At 72.4% G+C, this 17,828-nt stretch carries 14 protein-coding genes; 10 read left to right on the top strand and 4 right to left on the bottom strand.

Features of this window, described 5'->3' with window-relative positions; translation table 11 throughout:
* The first annotated feature begins 324 nt into the window (after positions 1-324).
* The 8 genes from G6553_RS19865 to G6553_RS19900 all read left to right on the top strand — a co-directional run bounded on the left by G6553_RS19865 (position 325) and on the right by G6553_RS19900 (position 12,987).
* Positions 325-1,464 carry a phosphotransferase family protein gene (locus tag G6553_RS19865; protein WP_347565823.1) on the top strand — a complete coding sequence of 380 codons (1,140 nt, stop codon included), beginning with the start codon at positions 325-327 and terminating at the stop codon, positions 1,462-1,464.
* Complete coding sequence (locus G6553_RS19870; protein WP_166196737.1) at positions 1,464-2,576, top strand: hypothetical protein; 1,113 nt, start codon at positions 1,464-1,466, stop codon at positions 2,574-2,576. Before G6553_RS19865 ends, G6553_RS19870 begins: the two co-directional genes overlap by 1 nt.
* A gap of 46 nt (positions 2,577-2,622) precedes the next feature.
* Positions 2,623-4,077 carry an aldehyde dehydrogenase gene (locus G6553_RS19875; protein WP_166196739.1) on the top strand — a complete coding sequence of 485 codons (1,455 nt, stop codon included), beginning with the start codon at positions 2,623-2,625 and terminating at the stop codon, positions 4,075-4,077.
* 124 nt (positions 4,078-4,201) lie between these two features.
* Complete coding sequence (locus G6553_RS19880; protein WP_166196741.1) at positions 4,202-5,824, top strand: succinic semialdehyde dehydrogenase; 1,623 nt, start codon at positions 4,202-4,204, stop codon at positions 5,822-5,824.
* Positions 5,824-7,596 carry a GMC family oxidoreductase gene (locus G6553_RS19885; protein WP_166196743.1) on the top strand — a complete coding sequence of 591 codons (1,773 nt, stop codon included), beginning with the start codon at positions 5,824-5,826 and terminating at the stop codon, positions 7,594-7,596. Before G6553_RS19880 ends, G6553_RS19885 begins: the two co-directional genes overlap by 1 nt.
* Positions 7,597-8,033: 437 nt before the next feature.
* The gene (gene guaA / locus G6553_RS19890; RefSeq protein WP_166196745.1) at positions 8,034-9,626 is read left to right on the top strand and encodes a glutamine-hydrolyzing GMP synthase; all 1,593 of its coding nucleotides are present in this window, start codon (positions 8,034-8,036) and stop codon (positions 9,624-9,626) included.
* Positions 9,627-9,857: 231 nt separating this feature from the next.
* A complete protein-coding gene (locus G6553_RS19895; RefSeq protein WP_166196747.1) occupies positions 9,858-11,447 on the top strand; it encodes a BNR repeat-containing protein in 1,590 nt (529 codons plus the stop codon).
* Between the two features lie 478 nt (positions 11,448-11,925).
* Positions 11,926-12,987, top strand: coding sequence for an Ig-like domain-containing protein (locus G6553_RS19900; RefSeq protein WP_166196749.1), 1,062 nt, complete (start codon positions 11,926-11,928; stop codon positions 12,985-12,987).
* Between the two features lie 48 nt (positions 12,988-13,035).
* Here G6553_RS19900 and G6553_RS19905 read toward each other — a convergent pair whose 3' ends face one another.
* Genes G6553_RS19905 through G6553_RS19915 form a run of 3 tightly spaced genes read right to left on the bottom strand, consistent with a single transcriptional unit; the run spans position 13,036 to position 15,408 of the window.
* Complete coding sequence (locus G6553_RS19905) at positions 13,036-13,902, bottom strand: TIGR03619 family F420-dependent LLM class oxidoreductase (protein WP_166196751.1); 867 nt, start codon at positions 13,900-13,902, stop codon at positions 13,036-13,038.
* Between the two features lie 21 nt (positions 13,903-13,923).
* Entirely contained in the window at positions 13,924-15,015 is a 1,092-nt protein-coding gene (locus G6553_RS19910) for a serine hydrolase domain-containing protein (protein WP_166196753.1), read from the bottom strand.
* A gap of 60 nt (positions 15,016-15,075) precedes the next feature.
* Entirely contained in the window at positions 15,076-15,408 is a 333-nt protein-coding gene (locus tag G6553_RS19915; RefSeq protein ID WP_347565824.1) for a DUF3140 domain-containing protein, read from the bottom strand.
* 113 nt (positions 15,409-15,521) lie between these two features.
* On the opposite strand from G6553_RS19915, the gene G6553_RS19920 reads away from it, so the two are divergent.
* Complete coding sequence (locus G6553_RS19920) at positions 15,522-16,181, top strand: UdgX family uracil-DNA binding protein (RefSeq protein ID WP_166196755.1); 660 nt, start codon at positions 15,522-15,524, stop codon at positions 16,179-16,181.
* Positions 16,182-16,224: 43 nt separating this feature from the next.
* On the opposite strand, the gene G6553_RS19925 is transcribed toward G6553_RS19920, so the two are convergent.
* Positions 16,225-16,368 carry a GPGG-motif small membrane protein gene (locus G6553_RS19925; protein ID WP_166196756.1) on the bottom strand — a complete coding sequence of 48 codons (144 nt, stop codon included), beginning with the start codon at positions 16,366-16,368 and terminating at the stop codon, positions 16,225-16,227.
* A gap of 175 nt (positions 16,369-16,543) precedes the next feature.
* On the opposite strand from G6553_RS19925, the gene G6553_RS19930 reads away from it, so the two are divergent.
* On the top strand, positions 16,544-17,828 hold a 1,285-nt coding region (locus G6553_RS19930), incomplete at its 3' end, for a hypothetical protein (RefSeq protein WP_166196758.1).

A 17,828-nucleotide genomic window follows, 5' to 3' on the forward strand; every position in this document is an offset into this window, starting at 1 on the left:
CCAGCCCCCCCACCCCCGTTGGTTGAGCAGGGGAGCGTTGGCGAGCCGTGTCGAAACCTGGTGACCGTGGTTGCGGGCCTTGCGTTCGTCACGGGGTTTCGACACGGTCGGCGCTGGGGCGCCTCCCTGCTCAACCAGCGGGGTGTCGGCGCTGGAGCGCCTCCCTGCTCAACCAGCGGGGTGTCGGCGCTGGAGCGCCTCCCTCTCAACCAGCGGGGGCTTGGTTGACACGTGTCATTGACAACTAGAACGCGTTCCACCGATGCTGGCGGCGCTGAGAGCCACGTCACACTCCCGCCGCGTGGCCGACCCCCAGGAGCGCCCGTGACCCAGGCACCGCCGCCACCGGACATGAAGCTGCAGCGCAGCAGTCGCGACCCGAGCACGCTCGCGGACCGGCTCTCGACGTGGCTGGCGACCCAGCTGCCGGACGGCGCCGCGCCGGCGGTCGTCGTGCACGCGGGTGCCGACGCGAACGGCATGTCCTCGGAGACGTTGCCGCTGGACGTGACGTGGTCCGAGGGCGGGGAGCAACGGGTGGGCCGGTTCGTGGCCCGGGTGGCGCCGGCGGCGGAGGACTTCCCGGTGTTCCCGGACTACGCGCTGGGCGACCAGTACGACGCGATGCGGCTGGTCGGCGAGCTGACCGACGTACCCGTGCCGGTCGTGCGCTGGATGGAGCCGACGGGGGAGGTGCTCGGGACGCCGTTCTTCCTCATGGACCGCGTCGAGGGGGTCGTGCCCCAGGACGTGCTGCCCTACAACTTCGGCGACAACTGGCTCCACGACGCCTCGCCGGAGCAGCAGCGGTCCCTGCAGGACGCCACGGTCGGCGTGCTCGCGAGGCTGCACGCGATCCCCGAGGCGACCGGGACCTTCGCGTTCCTCGACCCGGCGCGGCACGGCCACCAGGGGGCGACGCCGCTGGAGCGGAACCTCGCGTGGACGAGGGCGTGGTACGACTTCGCGGTCCCCGACATCGGCCGCTCGGCGGTCGCCGAGCGCGGGCTGGCGTGGCTCGAGGCGCACCTGCCGGAGCAGCAGGGCGACGCGGTGCTGTGCTGGGGCGACTCGCGGATCGGCAACGTGCTGTTCGAGGACTTCGCGCCGGTCGCGGTGCTCGACTGGGAGATGGCGACGGTCGGGCCGCGCGAGCTGGACCTGTCGTGGATGGTCTTCGCGCACATGGTCTTCGAGTCGATCACCGGCGCGCTGGAGCTGCCCGGCATGCCGCACTTCCTCCGCGAGGAGGACGTCGTGGCGACGTACCACGAGCTGACCGGCGTCGAGGTCGGCGACCTGCACTGGTACCACGTCTACAACGCGGTCCAGTGGTGCATCGTCTTCCTGCGCACCGGCGCCCGGCAGATCCACTTCGGCGAGATCGAGCGCCCCGAGGACCCCGACGCGCTCATGCACCACAAGCCGCTGCTCGACCGGCTGCTCGCGGAGGTGGGGGCCTGATGGTCGGACCGCTCGACGAGTACCCGCTGCACCAGGCGCCGCTCCCGGTCACCTGGCCCGCGAGCAGCGACCGGAACTTCTACGACCGCTGCTACTTCAACGCCCACGACCGCACCGGTGACCTGTTCCTCATCACCGGCCTGGGCTACTACCCGAACCTCGGCACCAAGGACGCGTTCCTGCTGCTCGCCCGCGGAGGCAAGCAGACGGCGCTGCACCTCTCCGACCTGTGCGACGACGACCGGCTCAACCAGCACGTCGGCGGCTACCGGGTCGAGGTCGAGGAGCCGCTGCAGCGCATCCACCTGACGATCGAGGAGACCGAGGGGATCGCCGCCGACCTGACGTGGGAGGGCTCCTTCCCCGTCCTGCAGGAGCTGCCGCACGTGCTGCGCTCCGGCGCCCGGGTCACGCTCGACGCGCAGCGCTTCGCCCAGGTCGGCACCTGGAGCGGCCACGTGGACGTCGACGGCGAGCGGATCGAGGTCACCCCGGACCGCTGGGTCGGCACCCGCGACCGCTCCTGGGGCATCCGCCCGGTCGGCGAGGCGGAGCCGGCGGGAGCACCGGCGGACCCGCCGTTCGACGGCATGTGGTGGACCTACGTCCCCATGCGCTTCGAGGAGTACGCCGTCGTGCTGATCCTCCAGGAGGACCCGTCGGGCTACCGGACCCTCAACGACTGCCACCGCGTCCACGCCGACGGGCGGGTCGAGCAGCTCGGCTGGCCACGCGTGCAGGTGCACTACGCCTCGGGCACCCGGAAGCCGACCGGCGCGACGATCACGTGCACCAACGGTCGCGGTGAGGAGGTCCGGCTCGAGGTGTCCTCGCTGCTGGCGGCGCCGCTGCACGTGGGTGGCGGCTACGGCGGCGACCCGGACTGGGCGCACGGCATGTGGAAGGGCGAGAAGTTCGTCGAGCGGCTGACCTACGACATGGCCGACGAGGCCGTGCAGGGCCGGTTCATGTTCGGCTGCGTAGACCACGTCGGCCGCGCGGTCCTCCACGAGGGCGGCCAGGAGGCCGAGGGCTGGGGCCTCTTCGAGCACTTCGCGATCGGCCGGCACGACCCCAGCGGCTTCGCCGACTGGTTCGCCACCGCCCCCTGACCGCCCGCCCCAGCCACCCGTCGTACCCCTCAGACCAGGAGCAGCCATGACCCTCGACCGCGACGCCTTCTACATCGACGGCCAGTGGGCCGCGCCAGCGACGTCGGCCACCCTGCAGGTCGTCTCGCCGCACTCCGAGCAGGTGGTGGCGACGGTTCCCGAGGGCTCGGCCGCCGACGTCGATGCCGCGGTCGCGGCCGCCCGGCGTGCCTTCGACGAGGGCCCGTGGCCCCGGATGTCGCCGGAGGAGCGGATCGAGGTGGTCCAGGCGTTCTCGGGGCTGTACGCCGGGAAGGTGGCCGAGATGGCCGACCTGATCACCACCGAGATGGGCGCGCCGACGTCGTTCTCGAACCTCGCCCAGTCGCCGGCGCCGTGGATGCAGATCGAGGCGTTCCTCGGCATCGCCCGAGCGTTCCCGTGGGAGGAGACCCGGCCGGGCGTGCTCGGTCCGGAGGTGATCGTCCGCCGCGAGCCGGTCGGCGTCGTGGCGGCGATCCCGCCGTGGAACGTCCCGCAGTTCACGACGATCTCGAAGGTCGTCCCGGCGCTGCTGGCCGGCAACACGGTCGTGGTCAAGCCGGCGCCGGAGACGCCGCTGGACACCTACCTGATGGCCGAGCTGCTGGAGGAGGCCGGCGTGCCCGCGGGCGTCGTCAACATCGTGGCTGCCGGTCGCGAGGTGGGCGAGCACCTGGTCGCGCACCCCGGCATCGACAAGGTCGCGTTCACCGGGTCGACCGCCGCCGGTCGCAAGATCGCGGCGGTCTGCGGGGAGCAGCTCAAGCGCGTCAGCCTCGAGCTCGGCGGCAAGTCTGCGGCGATCGTGCTCGACGACGCCGACCTCGCCGCCACGATGGAGGGGCTGAAGTTCGTCGCGCTGATGAACTCGGGCCAGGCGTGCGTGGCGCAGACCCGCATCCTCGCCTCGCGGGCCAACTACGACGCTGTGGTCGGGGCGCTCGCCGAGACCGTCTCCGGGATGGTCGTCGGCGACCCCGCCGACCCGGCCACCGAGATCGGCCCGATGGTCGCCCGGCGCCAGCAGGAGCGGGTGGAGAAGTACATCGCCCTCGGCCAGGAGGAGGGCGCCCGCGTCGTCGTCGGCGGCAACGGCATGCCCGACGGGCTCGACCGCGGCTGGTACGTCCGCCCGACGGTCTTCGCCGACGTCGACAACCGGATGCGGATCGCCCAGGAGGAGATCTTCGGCCCGGTGCTGTCGGTCATCGCGTACGACGACGTGGACGACGCCGTCCGCATCGCCAACGACTCCGACTACGGCCTGGCCGGCACGGTCTGGACCGGCGACCCGGACGCCGGGCTGGACGTCGCCCGCCGCGTGCGGGCCGGCACCTACGGCGTCAACACCTACACGATGGACTTCGCCGCGCCGTTCGGCGGCTTCAAGGCCTCGGGGATCGGCCGTGAGTTCGGGCCGGAGGGCCTGGCGCAGTACACCGAGCTCAAGGCGATCTACCCGACCGCGCCGGCCATGTAGGTCCGCCCTCCGGCGTGCCCCACGCCGGACCCGACGGGCGGTTGACAACCGTTCGCGATGTGTACAGTCCCACAATCGCTACCGATCGGTAGTCCAGGAGACTGCCGTCACATACCCTCGGTACATGAGCGCCTCCTCTCCGTCCCCGTCCGGCGGCCCGCTCGTGGAGGGTCCTCGCGACCCCGAGCACGAGCCGGGCGCGACCTACGCCCTCGAGCCGGACTACGTCGCCTCGCTGACCCGACGCGTGGTGGCGACCTCGGGGGAGTCGAACGCCGTCTTCTCGCCGCTCGACGGCGCGCCGCTGGCCCACGTCCCGCAGAGCAGCGACGCCGACGTCGCCGAGGCCTTCGCCCGGGCCCGACGCGCGCAGGTGGCCTGGTCGCGCACCAGCCTCGACCAGCGCGCCGCGATGCTGCTGCGCTTCCACGACCTGGTGCTCGACCGGCAGGACGAGATCACCGACCTGATCGTGCTGGAGTCCGGCAAGGCGCGGAAGCACGCCTTCGACGAGACGCTCCACGTGGCCATGACCGCGCGCTACTACGCACGCACGGCCCACCGGCACCTCGACACCAAGCGGCACCCCGGCGTCATGCCGGTGCTGACCCGGGTCGACGTCAACCGCGTCCCCAAGGGCGTCGTCGGGATCATCTCGCCGTGGAACTACCCGTTCACGATGGCGCTCGCCGACGGGCTGCCGGCGCTCCTGGCCGGCAACGCGGTCGTCGCCAAGCCCGACGCCCAGACGATGCTGTCGGCGCTGCTCGGCGCGCAGCTGCTCGAGGAGGCCGGCTTCCCGCCGGAGGTCTGGCAGGTCGTCGCGGGTCCGGGGTCGCGGGTGGGCACCGGGATCATCGAGCGCGCCGACTACGTCTGCTTCACCGGGTCGACCGCCACCGGCCGGGTCGTGGCCCACGGCTGCGCGGAGCGGCTCATCGGCTGCTCGCTGGAGCTCGGCGGCAAGAACCCCATGCTGGTGCTCCGCGACGCCGACCTGGAGAAGGCGGCCGAGGGCGCGGTGCGCGCGACGTTCTCCAACGCCGGGCAGCTGTGCGTGTCGATCGAGCGGATCTTCGTCGCCGACCAGGTCTACGACCGTTTCGTCGAGCGGTTCGTCGCCCGCGCCCAGGCGATGACGCTCGGCGCGACGCTGGCCTGGGAGAACGACATGGGGTCGCTGATCTCTCAGGCGCAGCTCGACGCCGTGGTGCACCACGTCGAGGAGGCGGTCGCGAAGGGCGCCCGGGTGCTCACGGGCGGCAAGGCGCGGCCCGACCTCGGGCCGTACTTCTTCGAGCCGACCATCCTCGAGGGCGTCACGCCGGACATGGCGTGCTTCCAGGACGAGACCTTCGGGCCGGTCGTCTCGCTCTACCGGTTCCACGACGAGGCCGACGCGATCGCGCGCGCCAACGAGGGGGAGTACGGCCTCAACGCCTCGATCTACAGCCAGGACGGGCCGCGGGCGCGCGCGATCGCGCGGCACGTCAAGGCCGGCACCGTGAACATCAACGAGGCCTTCGGCGCCACCTTCGCGAGCATCGACGCCCCGATGGGCGGCATGCGGCAGTCCGGCGTGGGTCGCCGGCAGGGTGCCGAGGGCATCCTGCGCTACACCGAGACGCAGTCGGTCGCGACCCAGCGCGTCATGCGCATCGCGCCGGTGCTGGGCCTCTCCGACGAGACCTTCGCGAAGGTCATGACCGCCAACCTCCGCCTGATGAAGAAGCTGGGACGTGCCTGATGAGCGACCGTGACACCACCGCCCCGATCGCCGCCGCTTCCGCGGGCGCCGGCAACGACGCCGGGCACGACTTCGACGTGCTCGTCGTGGGCTCGGGCTTCGGTGGCTCGGTCGCCGCGCTCCGGCTGACCGAGAAGGGCTACAAGGTCGGCGTGCTCGAGGCCGGCGCCCGCTTTCGCGACGAGGACTTCGCCGAGACGTCGTGGGACGTCAAGCGCTACCTCTTCCGCCCCGAGGTCGGCTGCTACGGCATCCAGCGGATCGACGCGCTGCGCGACTGCCTCATCGTCTCCGGCGCGGGCGTGGGCGGCGGCTCGCTGGTCTACGCCAACACGCTCTACGAGCCGCTGCCGGCGTTCTTCAACGACCCGCAGTGGAGCCACATCACCGACTGGAGGTCCGAGCTCGCGCCGTTCTACGACCAGGCCAAGCGGATGCTGGGCGTCGTCGAGAACCCGCTGCGCACCCCGGCCGACGACGTCATGGAGAAGGTCGCCGGCGAGATGGGCGTCGCCGACACGTTCCACCCCACCCCGGTCGGCGTCTTCTTCGGCGGGCCCGAGCAGGCGCAGGGCGAGACCGTCGCCGACCCGTTCTTCGGCGGAGCCGGCCCCGAGCGGCAGACCTGCATCGGTTGCGGCGCCTGCATGAGCGGCTGCCGGCACAACGCCAAGAACACGCTGGTCAAGAACTACCTCTACCTCGCCGAGGAAGCCGGCGCGAAGGTGCTGCCGCTGACGACGGTCACCCGGATCGCACCCCGGCAGGACGGCGGGTACGACGTCCACGTCCGCTACACCAAGGCGAAGGTCTCGCGTCGCTCGGTCACGCGGGTGCTCACCGCCGACCAGGTCGTGCTCGCGGCGTCGGCGCTGGGCACCCAGCGGCTCCTGCACCGGATGAAGGACGAGGGGCACCTGCCGCGCGTCTCGGACCGCCTCGGCTACCTGTCGCGCACCAACTCCGAGTCGATCCTCGGCGCGATCGCGCCGGACACGACCATCGACTACAGCCAGGGCATCGCGATCACGTCCTCGTTCCACCCCGACGACGACACCCACGTCGAGCCGGTCCGCTACGGCAAGGGCAGCAACTTCATGTCGCTGCTGCAGACCGTGCTCACCGACGGCGACGGCCCCGCGCCCCGCTGGCGGACGTGGCTGAAGGAGACCTGGAGGCAGCGCCGGAGCATCACCGACCTCTACGACCTGCGGCACTGGTCGGAGCGCACCGTGATCGCGCTGGTGATGCAGAGCCTGGACAACTCGATCACGACGTACACCAAGAAGATCCCCGGCACCGGCAAGAGCTTCCTGACCTCGCGCCAGGGCCACGGCGTCCCGAACCCGACCTGGATCCCCGCGGGCAACACCGCGGTGCGGCTGATGGCGAAGGTCATCGGCGGCACCCCGGGCGGCAACATCGGCGAGCAGTTCAACATGCCGTTGACCGCCCACTTCCTCGGCGGCTGCGCGATCGGCGACTCCGCCGAGACCGGCGTGATCGACCCCTACCAGCGGGTCTACGGCCACCCCGGCCTGCACGTCGCCGACGGCTCGGCGGTCACCGCCAACCTCGGCGTCAACCCGTCGCTGACGATCACCGCCCAGGCCGAGCGCGCGATGGCCCTGTGGCCGAACAAGGGCGAGCAGGACCGGCGCCCCGCGCTCGGCTCGGACTACCGCCGCGTCGACCCGGTCGCCCCGAAGGCGCCGGTCGTCCCCGACAGCGCTCCGGGCGCCCTGCGGCTGCCGATCGTCGGCGTCTCCTGAACGACGGCCGGAGCGGCCGCACCCGCTCCGACCTGCAGTGATCCGACGAAGGACGGCCCGGTCCAGACCGGGCCGTTTTTCGTTCCCGAAGCGGCGTAACCCGCCCCTCGGGCGGTCGTTGAGTGGTCAGACCCGGCAGTCATGCTCCCTCCCAAGAGTCGGGTCGTTGTCCAAGCACTGTCCAACAGCTGCGTGGACGATCAGGGCCCGGCCACCCTCCCTCCCCGGCCGGGCCCTGGTGCATTTCACGGCCCTTCCGCCGAGCTTGCTCGGCGGAAGACCCGGGCCGGGAGGTTGAGGAGCGTCGGCTCACCCGAGCCTGCGAGGGGGAGCGACGCGCCTCGAAACCACCTTCAGGTTCGAGGCCCCCGAGCCGCCCTGGCAGGTGGGACGGTCCGCGACAGGGCCCGCACGGCCGCGCCGATAGGCTGCGGCCCATGACGGCGGTGGGAGAGCACGACCTGGTCCTGGTGGTCGACTTCGGAGCGCAGTACGCGCAGCTGATCGCCCGGCGGGTCCGCGAGGCCCGGGTCTACTCCGAGATCGTGCCGCACACGATGCCGGTGGCCGACATGCTGGCGCGGCAGCCGAAGGCGATCATCCTGAGCGGCGGACCGTCGTCGGTGTACGCCGAGGGCGCGCCGTCGATCGACACGTCGCTGTTCACGGCCGGCACGCCGGTGTTCGGCATGTGCTACGGCTTCCAGCTGATGGCCAAGGGGCTCGGCGGCGAGGTGTCCCACACCGGCGCGCGTGAGTACGGCCGGACCGACGTCACGGTCACCGAGCCGGGCACGCTGCTCTCCGACGTACCCGCCTCCCACCGGGTGTGGATGTCCCACGGCGACTCGGTCACCGCGGCCCCGGACGGCTTCTCGGTGCTGGCCTCGACGGCCGTGACGCCGGTGGCGGCGTTCGAGGACGTCGACCGCGGCCTCGCGGGGGTCCAGTGGCACCCGGAGGTGCTGCACACCGAGCACGGCCAGCAGGTGCTCGAGCACTTCCTGCACCAGATCGCCGGCTGCCGGCCCACGTGGACGATGGTCAACATCGTCGAGGAGCAGATCGAGGCGATCCGCGCCCAGGTCGGTGAGCGCGGCCGGGCGATCTGCGGCCTCTCCGGCGGCGTGGACTCCGCCGTCGCGGCGGCGATCGTGCAGCGCGCGATCGGCGACCGGCTGACCTGCGTGTACGTCGACCACGGCCTCATGCGCCAGGGCGAGACCGAGCAGGTCGAGCGCGACTTCGTGGCGGCGACGGGCGTGGACCTCAAGGTGGTCGACGCCGAGGAGCGGTTCCTCACGGCGCTGGCCGGCATCTCCGACCCGGAGGAGAAGCGCAAGACGATCGGGCGGGAGTTCATCCGCGTCTTCGAGGCCGCTCGCGGGGAGATCCTCGCCGGGTTCGTCGAGCAGAGCGCCGCCGAGGAGGGCGACAAGGTCGCGTTCCTCGTGCAGGGCACGCTCTACCCGGACGTCGTGGAGTCCGGTGGCGGCGCAGGCACCTCGAACATCAAGTCCCACCACAACGTCGGCGGCCTGCCCGACGACATGGACCTCGAGCTGGTCGAGCCGCTGCGGACGCTCTTCAAGGACGAGGTGCGCCAGGTCGGCGAGCAGCTCGGCCTGCCCGCCGAGATCGTCCACCGGCAGCCGTTCCCCGGCCCGGGCCTCGGCATCCGGATCATCGGCGAGGTCACCCGCGAGCGCCTCGACATCCTCCGCCAGGCCGACGCGATCGCCCGCGAGGAGATGACCCGCGCCGGCCTGGACCGGGACGTGTGGCAGATGCCGGTCGTCCTCCTCGCCGACGTCCGCTCCGTCGGCGTCCAGGGCGACGGTCGCACCTACGGCCACCCCGTCGTCCTGCGTCCGGTCACCTCCGAGGACGCCATGACCGCCGACTGGGCCCGGCTGCCCTACGAGGTGCTCGAGAAGATCTCCACCCGGATCACCAACGAGGTCGCCGAGGTCAACCGGGTCACCGTCGACATCACCTCCAAGCCGCCGGGCACCATCGAGTGGGAGTGAGCCACCCGGTCTGACGGGTGGGGCCAGCGGGTCCAGTGCGCGAGGACCCGCGTCGTCTCCGCGCACGGTCCCCGGTGAACGTACGTCCGACCACCCGGGGTGCGGTCGTGGACAGGGGGTTGTGCGAGACGGCCGTCACATGATTGAAACGTTGCACACGGCATCTGTTCGCCGGGCCAGGGTCCGGTGATTCCCCCCGCTCGCCGTGCACAACGAAGGGATTCCATCGACATGGCACGTTTCAACCCTGCGCGCGTTGCCGCCGCCAGCGTGGCCGCGCTGGCGCTCGGCACGGCTCTTGCCCCCACGACCTCGGCCGCACCGCCGGTTCGCAGCAGCGCACCGCTGGACTGCGGCACGGTGGCCGAGGCGCCCGCGGACGCCGGCACCGGCGAGGCCGTTCTCGACCGGGTCCGGGTGGACGACACCTGGGCCGGGCACTACGTGGGCCAGGCGATGCTGACCGACGGGCAGCACCAGTACGTCGCCTACTACGACCAGGACCGTGCGCTGACGGTGGCGCACCGCACGCTCGACACGGCCGAGTGGACCCGTCAGCGGCTGGCCACGACCGTCGGCTGGGACAGCCACAACTACGTCACGATCGCGACCGACCGCGACGGCAACCTGCACGTGGCGGGCAACATGCACAACCACGAGCTGCGGTACTGGCGCACCACCGAGCCCGGTGACGTCGCCTCCCTGCAGCGGGTGGCGAACATGGTCAACCCGTCGCTCGAGCGCTCGGTGACGTACCCGGTGTTCCTCGAGCTCGGTGACGGCACGCTCGTCTTCCGCTATCGCGAGGGCGGCAGCGGCAACGGCGTCGACGTCTACAACCGCTACGACGAGGCGACGCGGTCGTCGAGCGCCCTGCTCACCACTCCGGTGCTCGACGGCGAGGGCGAGCGCAACGCCTACGCGGCCAAGCCGCGGCTCGGCCCCGACGGGCGCTACCACATGGTGTGGGTCTGGCGGGAGGACCCGATCGCCTCGTCGACGCACACGGTGTCCTACGCCCGCACCACGGACCTGACGTCCTGGGAGGACAGCGCGGGCCAGTCGCTGGCGCTGCCGATCACCCTGGGGACCAGCGACGCCGTCGACCCCGTCGAGCCGGAGGGCGGCGCGATCAACAACAACGTCCAGGTCGGGTTCGACGCTGCCGGTGCTCCGGTCGTGGCGTACCACAAGTACGACCAGGACGGGAACACCCAGGTCTACGTCGCGCGGCCCGATGACTCGGAGGACGGGTGGCAGCAGGTCCAGGTCAGCCGGTGGACCGGGGCCTGGGACTTCTCCCAGCCCGGGACGTTGGTCTTCCAGGTGGAGGTCTACTGGGCGCCCAAGCTGACCGAGGACGGCCGGATCCGGCTCGACGTCGAGTGCCAGGGTGAGCCCCGGACGTTCTACCTCGACGGGCAGACCCTCGAACCGCTCGAGGAGGTCGCCTCGCCGCCCTCCGTCCCCGCCGGGGTGGCCGACCTGCGGTCGGACTACCAGCACGCGGGTGGACCCGGCGAGCTGGGGACCTCCATGCAGGTGAACCTCAACGACGACTCCGGCGCGGCGGGTTCGTTCCACGCCCGTGACCTGCTTCCCGACGTCGGGGAGGTCCGCCGGGACCTGCTGAGGTGGGAGAGCCTGGGCGAGAACCGGGACCGGCCGCGGACGAGCTGGCCGGCCGCGCAGCCCCTCGAGGTCGTGGTCGTGGGCACCAAGGACGCGTGCAAGGACGGCGGCTGGCAGAGCTTCAGCGGCCGCTACCGCAACCAGGGCCAGTGCGTGAGCGCCGTGGCCCGCCAGCTCGGCGAGCGCTGAGCACCCCGGACGGCGTCGGCCCGGTCGCAGCACCGGCCGGCGCCGTCCGCGCGACCGCCACCGACCACACGGCAGGCCGTTCCACGTGCCCGCCGGGTGACGGGGGCGACCAGGTCGGTCGTCGGTCTCCACGCCTCGCACGAGCGGGCCAGCCGCCTGCGGTTGTCCCGGGACTCACCGTGCGCCCGAGGATGTCGGGCTTCGCGCGGCGATGGCTCGGACCGTCTCGACCCTGAGCAGCGCCGAGGACATCCGAGCCCTCCGACGGACGACTGCACGTCGAGGTGGACGGGGACGTCCTCGGCTGGATCCGGCTGACGTGGTGCCCGTCTCGGCAGCTGCCCCGACCCGGGACGAGGGTCCCGGTCGGCGGGACGCGGGCTCGGGACGATGTCGGTGCTGCTGTCCCTGTCGGTCGGGACGCCGGGACCGCGAGGGTCGTGCTCACGACAAGCACCCCTCACGAAAGCGCAGAGCCATGATCCTCCTCAGCGACACCCGCACCACCCCGCGGACCCCCTCGCGCGCCATCCCGCGCACCCCGGCCGGACGTCGTACGACGGGCACGACCCGCACGCGACGCACCGGTCTGCTCGCCTCCGCCGCGCTCGTCCTGTCCACCACCCTGGCCGGCCTGGGCGGCAGCGCCGCCACGGCGGCGGCGGGCGGTGAGTGGCAGGACGGCAAGCACGACGAGGACACCGTCATCGACTGCATCACCAGCGGCCCCTCGACCGGCGTGAGCGCCAACGTCGGCTGGAGGTCGCCGTCCGGAAAGGTGCCGAAGGTGGGGGAGAAGTTCTACCTCCGCGGCTACATCGGCCTGGTCAGCATCCCGTGCAGCGGGAAGGTCGCCGTCCTGCCCGAGATCCTGGTCCCGCGCGGCGTCGAGTTCGTCGACGAGGACGTCCGCTGGGACCTGACCGAGGCCGGTGACGAGCAGGACCTCGGCACCGGCGACCTCGCCTTCGACCAGGGCGTCAACGGCGGCATCCTGGTCGGCAACGCCGACTTCACGCCGTTCACCCTGCGCCAGGGCGACGTGCTCGAGCTCCAGTTCCCGGTCCGGGCGACCCGTGAGCTCAAGGGTCCGGCGACCCAGCAGCCGGAGTGCCAGAGCCGGCGCGAGGGCACCGCGCCGTGCCCGATCTCGCAGGCCGGCGACCACTTCCAGATGGCCTTCACCGTCGGCGGCCACGGCGGTGACAAGCAGTACGTCACGCCGTACGTCGGCCTCTTCGCCGGCGGTGAGTCGACCGGCAAGATGGCCTCCCACGTCACCGCGAAGTTCGCGCTGAGCTCCCGCAAGAAGGGCTCGGCCACGGTCACGGTCGGCGCCGACAACCCGGTCGCCGGCGGCAAGGTCACGATCACCGACAACGGCCGTCGCATCGCGTCGGGCAAGGTCAACGCTGCCGGCAAGGCGCGGATCGTGCTGCCGAAGATGAAGAAGGGCAAGCACGTCCTCGTCGCGAAGTTCGGCGGCACCTCCGGCGTCAAGCCGTCGGCGTCGAAGCGGTACGTCGTCACCGTCCGTTGACGCGGACCCGCACCACCCCACCGGCCCGGTGGCGCCCCTCGGGAGGCGTCACCGGGCCATCGGGCGTACGACGTCCTCGGCGAAGCGGGCCATCCCGTCGAGCTTCTGCTCCAGCGTGGCCTCGAGGCCGGTGTAGTAGGCCCACGGCATCGTCATGCAGTCGGTGATCCCGCCCTCCTCCGCCCGGGCGAACTGCTCGGGCAGCAGCGCGTCCGTCAGCGCGACGACCACCCGGAAGTCGCCGGTCGCGCCGGCCTCGTCGCGGACCTCGCGCAGGCGGGCGGCCCACCGGAGCGCCTCGTCGGTGCGGAACATGTCCCCGACCCAGCCGTCGTGCCGCGCCGCCCGCCGGAACGCCACCTCCGACAGCCCCCCGACGTAGATCGGCACCGGCGCGGTCGGCGTCGGCTCCATCACCAGCCGGGGCGCGGAGTAGTGCTCGCCCTCGAACTCCGTCCACCCGGGCTCCCACAGCCGCTTCATCAGCGCGAGCCCCTCGTCCGTGCGCCGTCCGCGCGTGCGGAAGCCCTGCTCGAGCAGCTCGAACTCCTCCTCGCACCACCCGATCCCGACCCCGAGCGCGACCCGGTTGCCCGACAGCACCGCCGCGGTGCCGACCGACTTCGCGACCTGGAACGGGCTGCGCATCGCCGGCACGTAGACCGAGGTGAAGAACCGCAGCCGCTCGGTCATCGCGGCCAAGGCCCCGACCAGCACCCACGGGTCGGGCCACTCGGCGTCGAAGCCCCAGCGGCGCGAGCCGTCGGCCGTGTAGGGGTACGGCGTCCGCAGCATCTCGAGGTCGACCACGTGGTCGGGGACGGCGAGGGCGTCGTAGCCGAGATCGTCGGCCGCCCGAGCGATCGCGGCCAGCTCGGAGACGGGCAGGAAGGCGGTGCTGATCGCGAAGCGCACGACCGGCAGCCTAGGGCCGGACTAGAACGTGTTCCACCGTTCCCGGGCGATCGCCAGGACGGCCTCGTCGATCGCGTCCACCCGCTCGCCGTCGCCCAGCCCCCGACTGACGTACGCCGCCCCGTAGCCGTCCTCGCCCAGGCGGCTCCAGGCCGCGGCGCCGCCGACACCTCCCATGCCGACCTCGACCCGCGTGGGGTCCGGCAGCAGGTCGCGCTGGTAGCCCAGGGTCCAGGTGACGTCACGACCCAGCACCCGGTCGCGACCGGCGGCCTGGCCGGTGACCAGCGTGGCGTGGAGCGTCGGTCCGAGGAGGGTGGCCAGCGCGCCGTCGGGTTCGACGAGGTCGGCCTGGAGCAGCGCCAACCCCCGGGCGCTGGCGTGCAGCGAGATCGCCGAGAACGCCGTCGTCCGCCACCGGGCGGTGTTGACGACGGCCGGGTCGAGCAGGCCGGCCGGCCGCGACAGCACCGCGCCCCACGACGGCTCGTCGAGGATGCTGCCGGGCCAGGTCGCGTCGAGCGGCACGACGTCGGCGACCCGATCCAGGTCCGCCGGCGCGAGGGACAGGTGGAGGTCCCACCCGTGCGGGGCGACGATCCGCGCGAAGCGATCGGCCAGCGGCTCGCCGGCCGCGCGGCGGACCAGCTCGTCGAGCAGGTGGCCGTAGGTCAGGGCGTGCTCGGCGACAGCGGTGCCGGGCTCGTGCTCCGGCGCAGCAGCGGCCAGGAGGGCGACCAGGCCGTCGCGGTCGTCGAAGGGCAGATCGGCGGCCGCCGGCGGGAACGCGGGCTGGCCGGCCTGGTGGGCCAGCACCTGCCGCACCGTGGTCGCGGCCTTGCCGCGCGCGGCGTACTCCGGCCACAGCGACGCGACCGGCTCCTCGAGGTCGAGCAGCCCCTCGGCGACCACCGAGAGCACCGCCAGGGCCGCCATCGGCTTGGCGACCGAGTAGCAGAGGACGAGCGTGTCGGGCGTCCACGGGGTCGTGCCGTCGCGGGTCCCGGTCCACGCCTCGTCGACGACCTCGCCACGGCGGACCAGGCAGGCCGCGCCGCCGGGCTCGCGCCCGGCGCCGGAGAGGTCAGCCAGGGTCTCGGCGAGCGTGGGCACGCCCCCGACCCTAGGACGAGCGGCCGGGGGCGTGCGGGAGGTGCGCGGCGTGGGGGAGCGCTACGGCTTGAGCGGGTCGTGCCCGATGTCCATCAGCCCGCGGCGCCACGAGTCCTCACCGGCGGTCGGCTCCGGCTCGGGTCCGCGCTCGGCGACGATCATCTCGACGACGCGGTCCATCACCTCGACGTCGTCGGGCGTGAGGTCCGCGCGCCGCTTGCCGAGGATGGCCAGCACCCGGTGCCCCAGGTCGGGTCCGGCCTGGTCCGGCAGCGCCTCGGTGTCCTCGCCGGCGCCCTGCACGGCCAGCCAGTCGCGCAGCTCGCGCGAGGTCATGTTGACCACCCGGTGGAAGTCCTCCCACAGCTCGTCCTCGACGATGCTCTCGGCCACCAGTCCTCCTTCTACGTCGGTTTCCGCCGTCGTACGGCGGTGGACGCCGCCGGTACCCACCCGGTGCCGATCGATCAGTGCTCGCCGGCGGCCGGACGGGGTACCGCCGTGCCGTGGCACGCGACGACGTGGAACGACCGGGCGCGGAGCAGTGGGTGCCCGAGCGGCCCACGCCGGCGGCGCTGCTCGAGGCCGTGCAGGCCTGCCGCGGGTGCGAGCTGCACGCCGACGCGACCCAGGCCGTGATGGGCTCCGGCCCGTCGGGCGCCCGCCTGCTGGTGCTGGGCGAGCAGCCCGGCGACCGCGAGGACGTCGAGGGCGAGCCCTTCGTCGGGCCGGCCGGCCGGGTGCTCGACCGGGCGCTCGCCGACGTCGGCATCGACCCGGCCGGGGTCTACCGCACCAACGTCGTCAAGCACTTCCGCTGGTCCGGCACGCGCGGCAAGCGGCGGATCCACCAGTCGCCGAAGTCCGCGCACGTCGCGGCTTGCGCGCCGTGGTTGCGCGCGGAGCTGTCGGTCGTGCGCCCCGAGGGGGCCGTGCTGCTCGGTGGGACGGCCGGCAAGGCCGTCTACGGATCGTCGTTCAAGGTCGGTGAGGCGCGCGGTCGGCTCGTCGACTGGCCCGAGCGCCTCGGCACCGAGCACCCGCCGGCCTGGGTCCTCACCACCACCCACCCGTCCGCGGTGCTGCGCGCCGACGACCGCGACGCGGCGTACGACGACCTGGTCGCCGACCTCCGCGTCGCGGCCGGTGCGCTCAGTGCCGGGTGACCACGTGGTTGATCAGCGGTCAATCGTCGGTCGAACGCGGGCGCTAGCTGAAGATGCTGTAGCCGCCCGGCCCGACCGCGAGGCCGACCACGATGAGGACGATGCCCCACAGCATCTGGCCCTTGATGAGGTTGAAGACGCCGGCCACGACGAGGATGACCGCGAGGACCCAGAGGATGAACAGCATGGAGTGGTGCTCCTTCTAGTCGGGGGAGAGTGGGTGGAGGGAGCACCCGGCAGTTACCCTCCGCGGGTCCAGACCATGCGTTTCCGCAGGTCCGCGGGCGGGTAGAGCCGGTGCGAGCGGCCGGACCGGCCGCGCCTCCACCTGGGATCGCTCCCCCCACCCTCCGAGGTAGTAGATGCGCAGAACCGTCATCGGTGCCGTCGGCGCCGTCACCCTCGCCCTCACCGCGTTGCCCGGCGTCGCCGTCGGCGCGACGCGCGTGGACGGCGACCACTTCCAGGCCGCCGGTCTGCGGCTCGCGGTCCGCGACTGCGTGGACCCCGGCGCGGCCCCCGGCAAGCAGCCGACGTTCCGCGTGGTGCGCAACAAGCCGAACTCCGGGAAGGCGAGCATCGCGTGGCAGCCCCGGGGCACGGGGACCGCTGTCGGCGCCACGGCGTACGCCGGCCGTCCCACGCAGCTGAGCCGGTTCTCCATCCGTCTGCGCACCACCGCGGCGCAGAGCCAGGGCATCGCGTCGGTGCGCTACGAGGCACCGGACGACGACGGCTACTGGATCGGCACCTCCGACCTGATCACCGACCTCAACCCGGACGACAAGCCGAACTGGCGGACCATCGACGGGTCCGCGCTGACCTACTCGTGGCGTCACTACACCCCCGCCGGGGTCGAGGACGCGACCTCCTTCCCGCTCGACCTGCCGTCCTTCGCGGCGCTGCGGGGCGGCGACGGCAAGGGTGCGCGCATCGGCTTCCTCTTCGGGTGCGACGGCAACCCGTTCCAGGTCGACAAGCTGGTCGTCCGCTCCGGCGGCCCGCTGAAGGACTACGAGTTCGAGGGGATCCGGACGAAGGCCTCGCTGCAGCGTGGCTCGTCGGGCAAGAAGACGGTCCGCGTCACCTACGGCGAGAAGGTCAACCTCGTCGCCAAGGTCCGCGAGGTCATCGACAACGACGGCGTCCCGGGGAAGATCACCATCGCCGCCAAGGGTCCCGGTGACAAGAAGTTCCGCAAGGTCGTCAGCAAGAAGGTCGGCACCAGCGGTGCGCTGCGCAGGACCGTGCAGCCGGCCAGGAACACGACCTACCGCGTCACGTTCCCCGGCTCGACCAAGCACGACAAGTCCTCGGCGAAGCTGAAGGTGCTCGTCCGCAAGAACGTCACCGGCACGCTCGCCCAGCGCTCGGTCCGCCAGGGCAGCCGGCTCACGATGCGCGGTCGGGCGCTGCCCGCCAACCGAGTGGCGATCCAGCTGCAGAAGTACTCCGGCGGCAAGTGGCGCACCATCAGCCGCGGCTCGACGGCCGGCAACGGCCGCTACGCGATCTCCGCCGCGACCAACCGCGTCGGCAAGAGCTTCTGGCGGGTCCGCGTCGCGGGCGGGCCCGGCAACATCTGGGGCGCCTCCGTCGCCCGCAAGCTGACCACCGTGGCCCCGCCGTCCGGCGGCGGCGGTGGCG

The organism is Nocardioides sp. IC4_145, from assembly GCF_011250565.1.
In the GTDB taxonomy this organism is placed as follows: Bacteria; Actinomycetota; Actinomycetes; order Propionibacteriales; family Nocardioidaceae; genus Nocardioides.